Source organism: Pedobacter sp. CG_S7, assembly GCF_040544395.1.
Lineage (GTDB): Bacteria > Bacteroidota > Bacteroidia > Sphingobacteriales > Sphingobacteriaceae > Pedobacter.
On record NZ_JBEONS010000005.1, the window covers coordinates 111,302 to 126,679 of the forward strand.

A 15,378-nucleotide genomic window follows, 5' to 3' on the forward strand; every position below is an offset into this window, starting at 1 on the left:
AGTTAAAAAAATAAATCTTGTTAATTTAAATATTATTTAAATAAAAAGTTAAAATAATTTTCATTTAATTTTTTTAAAAATTAACTGGACTGCTATGGTGTGGTTGGTTTAATATTATGCTCTTTGACTTTCCACGGTATAGATAAAACTATCTGCTTTATAATAACCTAAATTATACTCAATGGGGCGTTCGGCTTTATCATAAACAAATCTTTTGCGAAATAGAACAGGACTCTCGACTTCAATCTCTAATTTTTCAGCAATAAACTTATCTGCTAAAATAGCACTGATCTCTTCTTTAGATACAGATGCAATAATGGAATGTTCCTTTTCCAGCATTTCATACAACGGTAGCTTGTAATTTTCGTCGCCAGTTAAACCTACCCTAGGGTGAAAGTAAGATTCAAAATATACAAATGGACCATCTGGTTTTCCCCTTAAACGAACCAACTTAAGAACTTTTTTGTCTGTAATGATTTCAAAGAAATTCGCTAGCTTTTCATCTGGATATACCCAGCTGATATGTAATTCAAAATTCTTGATCGCTATTCCCCGAGCTTCCATCTCCTGTGAGAAACTTAACCAGTTCTTAGATTTTGAACTTATGGACTTTTGAGCTATTACTTTTGTGCCAACTCCTTTTTTTCTGATCAACAGGCCTTCGTAAACTAACTTGTTCAATGCCTGGCGTAATGTTGTTCTGGAAATGGCGAGTTCCTTGGATAATTCAACCTCTATAGGTAGTAATTTCCCGTTTTGATATTCAGGAGATGCTATAAGTTCCCGGAGTAACGCTTCAGTTTGTATATGTAGCGGTATAGGACTCTTATGATCTATTGACAATTTCATGTGTTTGATTTTTTCAAAAATATAAAATCTTCTTATATAAGTTGTATATGTAGGTATAATGTTTAGATTTTAATCCACATAAATTGTTTTTATTATAATATTTATTTTATATGTTTGTACATATAAACGTATTGATAACCTATAATTGTGCTATTTTTTCGTTAAAACACTATTTCTAATCAAATATAACCGCCTATATCAAGTTTGTAGGTACAATGTGTAAAATCTAATCAATGAAAGTGGAAGTAACGGAAACTATTCGTAAAACAAGTCAGGAATTATTGCCTTTAAACATCAATCAATTTCTTCAAAAAAGCCAGGATTATACTATTTATCCTTTTCATCCGCTTGGTGATGGAGAAATTTTTAGTGGTTATGCGGCTTTGTCAGATTGGATCTTGGAGCAGAAAACGGTATTGATTGATGGTTATTCAGGGATTATTTGGGATAGTGTTAAAGCAGAGTTGGAACGGGAGTTTACTGTTAAAAAATTAAAAGTAAATTGGCTGGAAACGGCTAATTACTTGAAAGCAGAAGCCGTGCTTGAAGAATTAATAAACCCATTTTTGGGTGAACCAGATGCTGTTTGGGGAATGAAAACTTCTTTGCAATTAGCACAGTTATTTGAGATAAACGATCTAAAAGCATTAAAGCCTGATCTAGCTGCTGATATAAATATAGTGATCGGCACTGGAGCCGCCCTTTTAGATTGGCAGGCGCCCTTGATTTATTTTGATCTTCCAAAATGTGAGGTGCAATACCGGATGCGTTCAGGAGCTATTCGTAACCTTGGAAAAATGCATGCTGAACAAGCGGAGCGGATGTATAAGCGCTTTTACTTTGTTGATTGGGTGATTTTGAATCAGCATAAGGAAGCAATAATGGACCGGATAGTGGTTCTTGTTGATGGACAAAGCTTAGGACAAGTGAACTGGGCTATGTTTGCCGATATAAAGAAAGGTCTTCAAAAGTTATCAAAGTCTGTTTTCAGGGCGTTGCCATGGTTTGCTCCGGGTGCCTGGGGCGGAAATTGGTTGAAAAATCATATTCCTGATTTAAGCCAGAAAGAGTTTAATTATGCCTGGTCATTTGAATTTATAGTTCCAGAGAATGGATTGGTATTTGAAAGTGACGGTAATTTACTCGAACTATCATTTGATTTCCTGATGTTCCAGGAATATAAAGCTGTTTTAGGTGAACATGCCGAACGCTTTAAAACAGAATTCCCCATTCGTTTTGATTTTCTGGATACTTTTGATGGGGGTAACCTTTCTATTCAATGCCATCCTTCTACAGCTTACATTCAAAAAGAGTTTGGTGAAAATATTACCCAGGATGAAACTTATTATATCTTGGATTGCAAAGAGGATGCTAAAGTGTACCTGGGTTTTCAGGATAATATACAGCCATCAGAATTTAAACAAGAACTGGAAGAGAGTTTCTATTCAGGTAAGGAAATAGCGGTAGAAAAATATGTTCAGGTTTTACCGGCCCATAAGCATGACTTATTTTTAATTCCAAATGGAACCGTGCATAGCGCAGGCATCAACAACCTGATTCTGGAGATCAGTGCTACACCATATATTTTTACTTTTAAAATGTATGATTGGGTTAGGCCTGGTTTGGATGGTGAACCTCGGCCAATAAATATTGAGCATGCTTTTAAGAATTTAAACTTTGACAGGAAAGGTGATAAAGTAGTACAGCAATTGGTATCCAAGCCTAAAGTTTTAACTGAAGGGGCAGATTGGAAATTAATTCATCTTCCAACTCATGAAGAGCATTTTTATGATATACATCGAATAGAGTTTGCTTCTGAGATAGTCGTAGAAAATTTTAATAGTTGTCATTTGCTGATGTTGGTTGAAGGGACTAGCATTACCGTGGAAACGGCAGATGGAACAAAAATGCAGTTCAATTTTGCCGAAACATTTGTAATACCTGCGGCGGCTACAAGTTATAAATTAATAAATAAGGGCAAAGGAATAGCGAAAGTGGTTAAAGCATTTTTAAAAACTAAAGACTGATGGACCAAAAAACACATAAAACACCCATACTCTTCCTGGTATGCTGCATTTCAGCATTAGGTGGTTTGCTTTTTGGTTTTGATATGGCAGTCATCTCTGGTGTATTGCCATTCCTTCAAAAACAATTCAACCTGACTGCAGTACAGGAAGGTTGGTTTGTATCCTCTGCTTTAATTGGTTGTATTGCTGGTGTTGCCATGTCTGGAGAACTCAGCGACCGTTTTGGCCGTAAAAAATTATTGGTGTTTTCTGCTGTTCTTTTCTTAATTGCTGCCGTTGGTTGTACCTGGTTTACTCCATTTTCATGGGTAGTAGCGGCAAGAATATTAGCGGGTGTAGGGGTGGGGATAGCCTCCAACATTGTTCCATTGTATATATCAGAAATTGCGCCAGCTAAAATACGAGGTCGTTTAGTAACTTATTACCAGTTGGCGGTAACACTTGGAATCTTGATTGCTTATTTAAGCAATGCCGCTGTGTTAAAATATTCATTAACGGCAACTATCGATCCTGATAATGTTATATTTCATTTTCTTTTTGTAGAACAGGTATGGCGGGGCATGTTTAGCATCGGCATTTTACCTGCCTTGCTTTTTATTGTGGGTTTATTCTTTATCCCGGAAAGTCCGAGGTGGTTAATTCAGAAAGGCCGCCATGAAGAAGGGTTAAAATTATTATCCGACCTTATTGGTGCTGAGGAGGCTAAAAAGAATGCGGCTAATATTGAAAACAACCAGGGAACTGGTGACGGTTCCTATAAAGAACTAATTTCTCCCCGTTTGCGTCGTGCTTTGCTATTAGGCTTACTCTTACCTTTGTTTTCGCAGTTTAGTGGCATAAATGCCATCATTTATTACGGCCCAAGTATTTTAAACAGTGCAGGCGTAAGTTTAAGTAACTCTTTTCAGAGCCAGGTTATTTTCGGACTGGCCAATATGTTGTTTACGCTGATTGCCGTTTGGAAGGTAGATGCTTTAGGGCGTAGGCCACTTTATCTGATTGGAACAGTCGGCGCAACTGTAAGTTTGTTCGTTACTGGTTTGTGTTTTTATACGGGTGCAACCAATAGCATATTCTTATTAATCGCCGTGCTTGCCTTTCTAGCTAGCTTCGCTTTTTCCATTGGCCCCTTAAAATTCGTAGTGGCCTCAGAAATATTTCCTGCAAAAATTCGTGGCCGGGCTATGGCTTTAAGCATCATGGTGATGTGGATTGCAGACACCATTGTTGGGCAATTGACACCTGTTTTTCTGGAAGAACTTGGCACAGCAGCTACTTTCTGGATATTCGCAGTCTTTTGTCTTATCGCTTTTGTTACCGTTTACCTCTTACTCCCAGAAACAAAAGGAAAATCTTTAGAAGAAATTGAAAACAACTGGGCTTCAAAATAACTAAATCAAATAGTAAATATTAATCAATCAACTAAAATTTATATGAAATGAAAAGTACGTTAATAACAAATCAAAAGAAATTTCAGGTAAGAATTTTCTTTTTATGTTTCATCTTTATGTTTGGAAGCGGTATATCCGGCTTCGCTCAAACTCCGTCTGGTAAAACAATTAAAGGTATTGTTTATGATGCAACAAATAGGTCAATCAGCTTACCAGGCGTAGGTGTCATTCTAAAAGGCACTAATAAAAGGACTGTTACCAATATAGATGGTGCTTTTCAAATAGAGGTTCCGTCTGCACAATCAATTTTAATTTTCACATACATAGGTATGGAGAACCAGGAAGTTGTTATAGGTGAGAATCCAATACTAAATGTATATCTGGCTTCCTCCAGCAAAGCGTTGGAAGAAGTAGTGGTAACTGGATATGGAACACAAAAGAAGTCTGATGTAACAGGATCTGTAGGTGTTGTTTCTGGAAAAGACCTGCTTAATGCTCCGGTAACTAATGCATTGCAAGGTTTAAAGGGTAAGGTGTCTGGCGTAAATGTTTTTTTAAACTCAGGATCTCCAACAGGAAGCCCTAAAGTGTTGATCCGTGGATTAGGTACTATAAATTCATCTTCCAGTCCTTTATATGTTGTAGACGGAGTGGTTATGGAAGACATACAGTTTCTTAATCCGAATGATATTGAGCGTATGGAAGTGCTAAAAGATGCTTCTTCTACTGCTATATATGGTGCCCGTGGTGCAAATGGTGTTATTTTAATATCCACCAAAAGAGGGGCTGCAACTGAAGGTGTAATTGTAGGATATGATGGTTACTTAAGTTTGGGTGTTTTACCAAAGAAACTTGATGTGCTTAATTCTGCACAGTTTTTAGAAGTTATTAAAAAAGGTTTTGAAAACTATGGCCAGTACAATCCAACAGGAACCCCACCTGTTTTTAGTACAACAGACCCCCGTTTATTTGATGCTAACGGTAATCCGCTTTATGATACCGATTGGCAGGAAGAATCAACACGAGCAGCGATTTCACACAACCACCAGTTGTCCATATTGGGGAAATCAGAGAAATCTTCATTTGGCGCATTTATGAATTATGCCAGAACAGAAGGTATAATGCTTGAAAGCTGGCTGGATAGAATTAATGGTAAAATTGCTTACGATGCTGCGCCAAAGAAATGGCTTTCTGTAGGTTTAAATTTACTCGTTAACAGCACTAAAGGCAATGAGACTCAGGAAGACGGTGGAAACCAGGCACCACGACGATCAATGCTCGAAATGCCACCTATATTTCCAGTGAAATTTGCCGACGGGTCCTGGACAAACAGTAGTTTGATTACTGACCCTTTTTCTTTAGAATCTATTGCAAATCCTGTGCACGTTTTGTCTACACAGGATAGGCTTAGAAAAAGGAACCAGCTTTTTGGTAATACTTTCCTCACCTTTCATTTATTGCCGGGACTGGATTTACGAACACAGTTTGGATTTGATAAGAGAGATAACCTTATCCAAAATTATGATCCTACCGACCTGATCAATATTTCAGCCCCACTAGGTTATGCCTATATTGAAAATCAGCACTTTTTTTACTGGCAGCAGGAGAACTACTTAAACTATAAAAAAGAGATCGGAGATCACCGCATCAATGCTGTTTTAGGTTTAAGCTGGCAAGAAAGAACTGAAGAAAACAGTTGGAATTCTGCTCAAGGATTTTCAGATAATTTTTTCAGGTTCAACAGTATACAATCTGCCAGTCAGCCAGGGGCTCCAGGTTCTTCGTATGATCGCTGGGCAATGAATTCTTATTTTTTAAGAGGTAGCTATAGCTATAAAAACAAATACCTGTTAACATTTACCGGAAGAGCTGACGGATCGTCGCGTTTCGGTGAAAACAATAAATATGGGATTTTCCCATCAGTAGGATTAGGTTGGGTGATTTCTCAAGAGCCATTTTTGAAAGATGTAACCGCAATTAGTGAGTTGAAATTGCGTGCCAGTTATGGTATAACCGGAAATACAGAAATCCCTACTTACCAGTCGCTGGGTACTATTTCTTCACAAACTACCTTACTTAATGGTACCAGGGTATCAACAAGTTTTGTCAACAGGTTGCCAAATCCAAACTTAGAGTGGGAAAAATCTAAGCAGTTTGATGTAGGCTTTGACTTGTCTTTACTCAACAGAAGAGTAACATTAGGTGTCGATTATTACCATAAACTAACTACAGATTTACTGTTGGATAAGCCAATTCCAACATCTGCTGGTTTTGCAGCAGTTAGAGATAACATCGGATCAGTATCAAACAAAGGTGTAGAAGTTTTATTAAGTGGTAGTCCAATTGCCGGCCGTGATTTTAGATGGGAATCTACTGTAAACTTTAGTTACAATAAAAACATCATCGAATCATTAGGCGCAAACAATGAAGATATCTTCCCTGGTCCTGATTTTGTTTCAGGCAGTCAGACCATTTTAAGGGTAGGCGAAAGTTTAAGCTCATTCTATGGGTATAAAAGACTTGGCATTTGGGGCACAGATGAAGTGGCGGAAGCGGCAAAGGTCGGTGCAGTACCAGGAGTAGCCAAACGCAGTGCCGAGCGGAGCGTTATTGGTAAAGGTATACCAGATTGGAACGGAAGTTTTATCAATACCTTCCGTTATAAAAACCTTGATCTAAGTGTTGATATGCAATTTGTATTCGGAGTAGAGGTGTTGCAGCAATTCCTTCATTCAATGGAAGATAGAACAGGGTACTCTAACGGATTTACCACTACGCTTACTGAAAGCTGGACACCACAAAACCAAAACACTACTATTCAACAGATTCGTAATGGCCCATATTCAGGTCAGAATTCTGAAATTGATGACCATTGGATAGCTGATGGCTCTTATATCCGTGGTAGTGCCATTACCCTTGGCTATAACCTTGGTCAGAAGCAAATGAGTAAGTTAAATATAAAAAGCATGCGTGTTTATTTAAGTGTACAGAATGCCTTTTTAATTAACTCCAAAGCGTTTAAGGGTTATGATCCAGAAGCGACTTCGTATGGTGGTAACCAATGGGGTCAAAACATTTACTTCCACCAGTATCCTAAACCTAGAACTTTTACAATAGGTACATCTTTTCAATTTTAAACGCAGCAGATTTAATATTTGACATTATCTGAATTCAAAAAATACAAATATGAAAACTACAATCATATGTTTATTGTTAGCCATGATGTTAACCACCTCATGCAAAAAATTTCTGGAAGAAGTGCCTAAGGATGAGATCTCCAGTGGCCAATATTTTAAACAGCCGGATCATGCTGTAAATGCGGTGAATGCTTTATACAGATCGGGTGCACCCCAATTGTATGAATCTAATTCAGGAGCTTATTCTGGTAGCCGAATGATGTTCGGGCCTTACTTGTCGGGCTATATAGATAACGAGTTCAAAGGACAGGAAATTCATGTTCAGTATGCGCAGACAATGACCTTTAATGGCAATAACCTTTCCTCTTATTTGCAGAGTATGTGGAGCAGTATTTATACTGGCATTTCACGTGCAAATAATGCGATAAAGTACATTCCAACTACCCCCGGTGTTTCAGAGGTGCAGGGAAAGCGACTTTCTGCTGAAGCTAAATTTTTCAGAGCTTATGGCTATTTTCAGCTCGTGAGGTTGTTTGGTGGCGTACCCTTAATTACAGAACCTTACGAAAACCAGGATAACCTGAATGTTAAAAGGAATAGCATTGAAGAGGTCTATAATTTGATTACCGCTGATTTGGAATATGCTGTTAATGAAGGTGGATTATCTGCTAATGCAATGGTTAATAATGCCAGTCGCATCACTAAAGGTGCTGCAGCTACATTATTAGCAGATGTTTACCTCACCATGTCTGGGTTTCCTTTAAATAAAGATATGTCTGTTAAAGCAGCTACAAACGCCAGATTAGTCATTAACGCTGGTGTATACCAATTAACTGCTCATGAACGCTATAGCAATGGTGAGGTTGTGCTTACAAATACGGCATATAATAAATTGCGTGTAGCAGATAATTCTGCCTTGGAGAATATTTATTATTACGAATTTGCCGAAGGGATAGCCACGTCCAACTATTCAGCATGGTCATTTCCTGCCACGGCAGCTTCAGATACAAAATTTGCAGTAACGGTTAACGCTTATGCACCAACGGCGAAATTCTTACAGGGATATAACCAAACAGAAGATTTACGTGCACAGGAGAAGCAATTTTTCCATTCCTCATTAACCAGAAGCAATAGCACGGTGTTTAATTTTGCAAAGTCACCATACATGTGGCTAAATGATGAAGCTTCTTTTACTACAGGGAGCTCGGGTAAAGATTTTCCAATTTACACTTACGCTGATCCTTTGTTGATTGCTGCTGAATCTATCGCGCTTTCTGAAGGGGTTACTGCAGATGCAGTAAATTATTTATCACAGGTAAAAGGAAGAGCCTATTGGAAAACAGATTTGAATGTCCTTAAAGCTCAACTTACATTGCTTTCTAAATCAGATTTTATTAAAGAAGTTTGGAAAGAAAGGTATAGAGAACTAGTTTTTGAAGGGCGTATATGGTTCGATATTCAACGTACACGTCTCTTTCCTGTACCGGTTGGAGATAGCGCTGGCAACATCTTGTTTGAGCCTGTTATTGGCCATGCAAATAATGCGGGTGCTATTATTCAGGAAAAGAACCTTCTTTTACCTATAGCATCAGATGAGTTACAGCGTAATGCCAACCTTGTTCAAAACCCAGGCTACTAAATCTTATTCTAATGGATTCCCTGTGATGGGAATCCGTTTAAAAAATTTATTACACGATGAGAACGACCTTATTTTTAATATTTGCCACAGTATTCCTTTTGCCGTTTTATGCAAATGCCCAGAAGAAAGACAACCTTTTACTTGCTGCATCAATTCTTGCCGACAAGCGTTTAGATACCGTACAGGCAAATGCACTCCAACTCCTTAATGGGTTTTCTGCAGGAACTTCTTATGATGAAGTCTGGATCAGGGATTTTAATACTTTCATTAAAGGATCGCTGGAAGTTCAGTCAAAGGAAAAAGTGAAAAACATGCTACTTATGTTTTTCAAAATTCAGGGAGAAGATGGTAATATTGTTGATGGAGTGGTAGAACACACCAAAGCACAGGGAGGTTATCAATACCTTTATTCTGAATTGTTGCCGGGATGGGCGGCGCATAAAAATACCGTAGAGACAGATCAGGAATCATCATTGGTGCAGGCCGTTAAAAAATATATAGAAGTTACAAATGACACATCTATTTTGACAGAAACAATAGGTGGAAAAACTGTTTTAGAACGAATAGAAGATGCTTTTCAATATATTAGGAAAGAACGGTGGTCAAAACAATATGGATTGGTTACCGGTGCTACAACCATAGATTGGGGTGATGTACAACCTGAGACAGGATGGGGAGTGACCATAAATGATAAAACTAAAATGGCCATTGATATTTATGACAATGCGATGTTTGTGATCGCTATACGCGATTTTTTAGCAATGAAACCTCAACATTATAAAACAAAAGAAAATTGGGCTAAAATTGCTAAAGATATTAAATCAAATGTCCGCAAGCACTTGTGGATGAAAGATGCTCAAAAATATAAACCACATATCTATTTAAACGGCAGTCCTTTTTCAGCGGCTTTTAACGAAGATGAAATCTTATATACCGGAGGTTCCATATGTGCTATTCTTGCAGGGTTTAATACTCGTAAGGAAGTGGCAGAAATAAACAGACAAATGGTTACTGCGGCATCAAAAGAAAAATATGCAACCATTGGTATTACCGTTTATCCGCCTTATCCTGTGGCAGAGTTTCCTAATATGAAGGCTTATTTATATCAAAATGGAGGCGACTGGACCTGGTTTGGTGGAAGGATGATAGGTGCTTTAATGAATTTTGGTAAGGTAAAGGAAGCATACACTGAAATTTCACCTATAATAGACCGTACCATTGCACATAAAGGTTTTTATGAATGGTATGATGTACAAACTGGAGCCCCAAAAGGATCTGGAAATTTTAGAGGTGAAGCAGGCGTTTTATATGATGCTATTACAGTTTTAAAACAATGGGCAGCTAAAGAGCAATCGTCTTCTTCGTCTGTTAAGTAAGAATGATATAATATAACTAAAAGATGAGAAGAAATAGAGGTGTTTTGTTGCTGTTTTTTTGCTGGATTACAAGTATAGCTTGTGCACAGAAAAAAGTGGTTTGGGAAATAGGGAAGGCTGATCAAAGCAGTGCGGGGATGGCTTTAGCACCATCAAGTTATACCCATTTTTTAGAAAGTGATTTTGGGTGGGAAGACAAGTATTATCTGATTGGCTTTTCTAAACCTGAAACAGATTGGCCGTACGCTATGCCGGGTCCAAAAGATGAATGGGGAGGCACAGGAAATACATCTGGTATTCGATCGCAGGTACTCAATATTCTTTTCTCGCTAGCAGCTAAACCGAATAATAGCAGCAGTAATCTAGTAATCAATTTTTTAGGTTACAATGGTGATTTGCCACCACTGATTAAAGTGTTGGTAAATGGTAGATCTACAGTAGTTCAACTGCCAAAACGGAAGAAAGATGACGTTCTCAACGGTAATTTGGCTGGTGCAAAAGGATACATACTGAATATCCCTGTTAAGGATTGGCTGCAAACCGGTGGAAATGAAATTCAGTTAACATCTCTTGATGGTTCATGGCTGGTATTTGACCAGGTTAAACTGGAAGGCCCACAGGGTTTAAAATTAATTACGCCAGGCGATGTTTATATCCGTAAGGTGAAAGCGGCTTCCTATGAGGTAAAAGAAGAGGGTAAACAGTTTCAGCCTTTACTTTTAGATGTGCAGCACCTGCGCGGAAAACCTAAGCTTACCGTGAAAATGGACGGGAAATTGATCTTTGCTGAAACACTGGATTCTGCGAGGTATGAATTTGAAGTGCCAATGCCTGCAGTTACCAAAGTAAAAACTAGTCGCTATGAAATCTTTAACAATGGCAAATCCATTCAAAAAGGCGAAGTTACGCGTTCGCCGGGTAAAGTTTATACGGCGGCAGACTATGTAGATACAAAACTGGGTTCAGCCCATTCCAGGTGGATGATTGCCCCAGGACCATGGATGCCCTTTGGTATGGTGAAGTTAAGTCCTGATAACCAAAATTCTGGATGGATGGGTGGATATGACCCCACTTTTGAAAGCATAGGTACCTTTAGTCATATTCATGAATGGACGATGGCGGGTTTAGGTATGATGCCAACAAGCGGGCCATTAAAAATTGTAGTGGGCGACCAGCGGAATTTAGGTGACGGTTACCGCTCGGCAATTGATAAATCTTCTGAAGAAACCCCTTTGGGCTTATATAAAGTCATGTTAACGGATTATCAGATCAAAGCTGAACTAACCGCAACAACCCGTGCTAGTTTTCAGCGCTATACTTATCCAAAAGCAGAAAACTCCAGGGTCATGATAGATTTAAAGATACCCGCAGAATATAGCTATGATTTGAAAAATGTAACCCTGAAAAAGGTAAGCGATTACCGTATTGAAGGCTCAAGTAAACAATTTACAAAAGATGCCTGGTCCGGTGGTGTAAATCAGGATTATACCATTCATTTCGTGATGGAATTTGACCGTCCGATTAAGAAATTCGGAACCTGGATTAACGGAAAAGTTGGTCAATCAGACATTTTAGCAGCCGAAAATCCAAAAAATGCAGGTGCTTTTGTAGAATTTGACACCAGAGAAAATCAGTCTGTACAGGTTAGAACCGGTATTTCATTGGTCAGTTTAGACAATGCAGCAGAAAATCTAACTGTAGAAATCACTAAGCCTTTTGACTGGAGTTTTGATAAAGTGGTACAATCACAAAAGGATACCTGGAATAAATTGCTTGGTCGCCTGGAAATTAAGAGCAATGACCGTAGAGAAAAGATGCGGTTTTATAGCAATATGTTCCGGGCATTGGCAAGTCGCAATACCTGGAGTGATGTCAATGGCAACTGGGTTGACGCAAGTAAAAAGGTACAGCAGCTACAAGACCCTGAAGCTTTAGCACTGGGCTGTGATGCTTTCTGGAACACCTTTTGGAACTTAAATCAATTTTGGAATTTAGCAACCCCCGAATGGTCATCTAAATGGGTGAAATCACAGTTAGCCATGTACGATGCTAACGGTTGGCTGTCAAAAGGACCTGCGGGCATGAACTACGTACCAGTAATGGTTGCTGAACATGAGATACCTCTTATTGTAGGCGCCTATCAAATGGGTATCCGCGATTATGATGTCGAGAAAGCTTTTGAGGCGGTATATAAAATGCAGACTACACCAGCACAAAAGGTGGGTGCTGCCGGATATGCAGGTAATGAAGATTTAGAATCTTATTTGAAGTACAAATATGTGCCTTACGATAAAGGACGCTTTTCTAATACCCTTGAATATGCTTATGACGATTGGACCGTTGCTCAGTTTGCAAAATCATTAGGTAAAGATAAAGCTTATAAGGAATTTAAAGAGCGCTCTGGATACTGGAAAAATGCAATTGATAAAACCATAGGTTATGCACGAATGAAAAAATCTGATGGCTCATGGTTTCCAGATTTTGATCCCTTTAAATCTGGCGCAAATAAACAGTATGTGGAAGGAAATGCATGGCAGTTAACTTATTTTGTGCCTCAGGATATTCCTGAGTTAGCTAAGGAAATTGGCATAGAACGTTTCACAGACCGTCTTTCCTGGGGATTTGCAGAAAGTTTTAAACTTAGGTTCAATGCCCCAGGCGACCAATATTGGGATTATCCAGTTATTCAGGGCAATCAGCAATCCATGCATTTTGCGTTTTTATTTAACTGGGTTAAAAAGCCCTGGTTAACACAACATTGGAGCCGCTCCATTATGGATCGTTTTTATGGTTATGGTGTGGCTAATGCTTATTTAGGAGATGAAGATCAGGGACAAATGAGTGGCTGGTTTATTATGAATGCCATTGGTCTTTTTCAAACCGATGGGGGCGCAAGTGCAAATCCGATATATGAAATTGGAAGTCCGATTTTTGAAAAGGTGACGATTAATTTAAATGAATTATATGGCAGAGGTAAGAGTTTTACAATCGAAGCACCTCATGCATCCAGAAGTAATAAATATGTGCAAAGTGCAACGTTAAATGGTAAACCATTGGAATCTTTCTGGTTTCCGGCAGTTGAGTTATTAAAAGGTGGTAAACTGGTTTTGGAAATGGGTGCCCAGCCAAATAAAAACTGGGGAATTAAAAATCCTCCGGCTGCACAATAAAAAACGATAATTAAAGGTGTATCATAACCTGCACTTCATCTGCTAAAAGGCTGTTAAGAGAATGTGCAATAGCAGCAAGGTGTTCCGGTTTGATCTTAGGACTTATAGTTTTATGGAAATAATATTTATTAATCTTATCGGAAAAAGTTCTTTTGTTTGGCCTCCATGCCATGAATGTTTGCTCAACATGGTTACCTAACTTCATCACTAAGGTTTTTTATAATCAGAAATAATTAATATGTTTGTGAAATAGCGCAATGGAAATGGTGTCTTCCATTTAAAATAACCGCCTCTGGCTAATGACTCCTACAAAATTGAATAAGCAAAAGCATGTTCGTTAATTTTTATGTAGGTGAAAAAAGAATCATTGAATGACCAGTAACAACAAAAATCCTTTTAATGAGCATTATACGATTATTAAACAACTCATCCGATGGACCCTTTTAATAGTCCCCGTATCAATCGTTATTGGCAGCATCATTGCATTTTTTCTATGGCTGCTCCATGCAGCAATTCTTTTCCGCTTTAATCATTACTGGCTTTTATATTTGCTTCCCCTGGCAGGATTGCTGATTCATTTTATTTATCAGTACCTGGGTAAATCGGCGGAGAAAGGCAATAATTTAATTTTAGAGCAGATTAATGAGCAGGGTGGGGCTGTACCTAAACGTATGGCACCAATTATTTTCATCACAACGATCATAACGCATTTATTTGGCGGTTCTGCCGGACGGGAAGGTACTGCAGTGCAAATTGGTGGGAGTATAGCCTCACTTTATGGGCGATGGTTTAAATTAAAAGGCATTGATATGCGTATGATTTTAACTGCTGGCGTAGCTGCAGGATTTGGGGCAGTTTTTGGAACACCACTAACAGGAGCTGTTTTTGCCATAGAGGTTTTAACCATTGGCAGGATTAAATATGATGCTTTATTGCCTGCTTTAATTGCTGCTGTAGTTGCAGATATGACCGTAAACGCCTGGAACATACCACATGTTCATTATCAAATAGCACCTTTGCCCCAAGCGCCTTATTTAATGTTAGATTTATTTCGTTTTAATATTTTGCTTGTTGGCAAAGTCATTATTTCCGCTGCTGCATTTGGATTAGCGAGTTTTCTTTTCGCTGCCATGGTTTATGAAATCAAGGCAATAACCCAGAAACTATTTAAACATAAGTGGTTGATTCCTGTTTTTGGAGGCTTAGTGATTATCGGGCTCACCTTATTAATAGGAAAACCTGATTACCTGAGTTTAGGTGTTGATGCCGAATATCCAGGCGCTGTAACCATAAGTTCTGCATTTCAGGCAGGCGGATCACAAACCTGGAGCTGGCTGTGGAAAACAATTTATACCACTGTAACTTTGGGTACTGGTTTTAAAGGCGGCGAGGTAACACCCTTATTTTATATTGGTGCTACTTTAGGCAATACCTTGGCAACATTTTTAGATGCTCCGGTAAGCCTTTTTGCTGCACTGGGTTTTATTGCCGTTTTTGCTGGTGCCACTAATACACCACTTGCCTGTACTTTTATGGGTGTTGAATTATTCGGAGGAGAGCATGCCTTATTATTTGCCATCGCCTGCTTTACAGCATACTTTTTCAGTGGTCATTCGGGTATTTACAGTGCGCAGCGAATTGTAGTCCCAAAGCTCAATGATGCCTATTTTGCTGACGAAACTTCCTTGGCCGTAGCTATGAAGCGAAGAGGATATATTTATCAAAAATTCAAGAAATACGATTACTTATTCAAGAAAAAAAACTTATAATCAGCAGTAATCATACTTTT

Annotated in this window: 9 protein-coding genes and 1 riboswitch; of the genes, 7 read left to right on the top strand and 2 right to left on the bottom strand. The window is 38.5% G+C overall.

Translation table 11 applies throughout. The annotated features are described in order from the left end of the window. Positions 1-114: 114 nt before the first annotated feature. Positions 115-849 carry a GntR family transcriptional regulator gene (locus AAKU52_RS05110; protein ID WP_354330933.1) on the bottom strand — a complete coding sequence of 245 codons (735 nt, stop codon included), beginning with the start codon at positions 847-849 and terminating at the stop codon, positions 115-117. Positions 850-1,082: 233 nt separating this feature from the next. Here AAKU52_RS05110 and AAKU52_RS05115 point away from each other — a divergent pair, with 233 nt between their 5' ends. Genes AAKU52_RS05115 through AAKU52_RS05140 form a run of 6 tightly spaced genes read left to right on the top strand, consistent with a single transcriptional unit; the run spans position 1,083 to position 13,589 of the window. Further along, positions 1,083-2,876, top strand: coding sequence for a class I mannose-6-phosphate isomerase (locus AAKU52_RS05115; RefSeq protein WP_354330935.1), 1,794 nt, complete (start codon positions 1,083-1,085; stop codon positions 2,874-2,876). Then, the gene (locus AAKU52_RS05120) at positions 2,876-4,267 is read left to right on the top strand and encodes a sugar porter family MFS transporter (RefSeq protein ID WP_354330937.1); all 1,392 of its coding nucleotides are present in this window, start codon (positions 2,876-2,878) and stop codon (positions 4,265-4,267) included. The genes AAKU52_RS05115 and AAKU52_RS05120 overlap by 1 nt, the downstream gene beginning before the upstream one ends. 47 nt (positions 4,268-4,314) lie before the next feature. Further along, positions 4,315-7,404, top strand: coding sequence for a SusC/RagA family TonB-linked outer membrane protein (locus AAKU52_RS05125; RefSeq protein ID WP_354330939.1), 3,090 nt, complete (start codon positions 4,315-4,317; stop codon positions 7,402-7,404). A gap of 49 nt (positions 7,405-7,453) precedes the next feature. After that, positions 7,454-9,043 carry a RagB/SusD family nutrient uptake outer membrane protein gene (locus AAKU52_RS05130; RefSeq protein WP_354330941.1) on the top strand — a complete coding sequence of 530 codons (1,590 nt, stop codon included), beginning with the start codon at positions 7,454-7,456 and terminating at the stop codon, positions 9,041-9,043. Positions 9,044-9,099: 56 nt separating this feature from the next. Beyond that, the gene (locus AAKU52_RS05135) at positions 9,100-10,419 is read left to right on the top strand and encodes a glucosidase family protein (protein WP_354330943.1); all 1,320 of its coding nucleotides are present in this window, start codon (positions 9,100-9,102) and stop codon (positions 10,417-10,419) included. A gap of 23 nt (positions 10,420-10,442) precedes the next feature. Further along, positions 10,443-13,589, top strand: coding sequence for a GH92 family glycosyl hydrolase (locus AAKU52_RS05140; RefSeq protein ID WP_354330945.1), 3,147 nt, complete (start codon positions 10,443-10,445; stop codon positions 13,587-13,589). Between the two features lie 10 nt (positions 13,590-13,599). On the opposite strand, the gene AAKU52_RS05145 is transcribed toward AAKU52_RS05140, so the two are convergent. Continuing rightward, the gene (locus tag AAKU52_RS05145; RefSeq protein ID WP_354330947.1) at positions 13,600-13,794 is read right to left on the bottom strand and encodes a hypothetical protein; all 195 of its coding nucleotides are present in this window, start codon (positions 13,792-13,794) and stop codon (positions 13,600-13,602) included. 45 nt (positions 13,795-13,839) lie between these two features. Beyond that, a riboswitch (Fluoride riboswitch) is annotated at positions 13,840-13,905 on the top strand. Positions 13,906-13,960: 55 nt separating this feature from the next. Between AAKU52_RS05145 and AAKU52_RS05150 the strand changes: the two genes are divergently transcribed. Beyond that, the gene (locus tag AAKU52_RS05150; protein ID WP_354330949.1) at positions 13,961-15,358 is read left to right on the top strand and encodes a voltage-gated chloride channel family protein; all 1,398 of its coding nucleotides are present in this window, start codon (positions 13,961-13,963) and stop codon (positions 15,356-15,358) included. Positions 15,359-15,378 lie beyond the last annotated feature (20 nt).

Bases quoted from the DNA above. Each gene is read 5' to 3' on its own strand.
- AAKU52_RS05120 (WP_354330937.1), top strand. From the start codon at position 2,876: ATGGACCAAAAAACACATAAAACACCCATACTCTTCCTGGTATGCTGC.
- AAKU52_RS05115 (WP_354330935.1), top strand. From the start codon at position 1,083: ATGAAAGTGGAAGTAACGGAAACTATTCGTAAAACAAGTCAGGAATTA.
- AAKU52_RS05125 (WP_354330939.1), top strand. From the start codon at position 4,315: ATGAAAAGTACGTTAATAACAAATCAAAAGAAATTTCAGGTAAGAATT.
- AAKU52_RS05150 (WP_354330949.1), top strand. From the start codon at position 13,961: ATGACCAGTAACAACAAAAATCCTTTTAATGAGCATTATACGATTATT.
- AAKU52_RS05130 (WP_354330941.1), top strand. From the start codon at position 7,454: ATGAAAACTACAATCATATGTTTATTGTTAGCCATGATGTTAACCACC.
- AAKU52_RS05145 (WP_354330947.1), bottom strand. From the start codon at position 13,794: ATGAAGTTAGGTAACCATGTTGAGCAAACATTCATGGCATGGAGGCCA.
- AAKU52_RS05135 (WP_354330943.1), top strand. From the start codon at position 9,100: ATGAGAACGACCTTATTTTTAATATTTGCCACAGTATTCCTTTTGCCG.
- AAKU52_RS05110 (WP_354330933.1), bottom strand. From the start codon at position 849: ATGAAATTGTCAATAGATCATAAGAGTCCTATACCGCTACATATACAA.
- AAKU52_RS05140 (WP_354330945.1), top strand. From the start codon at position 10,443: ATGAGAAGAAATAGAGGTGTTTTGTTGCTGTTTTTTTGCTGGATTACA.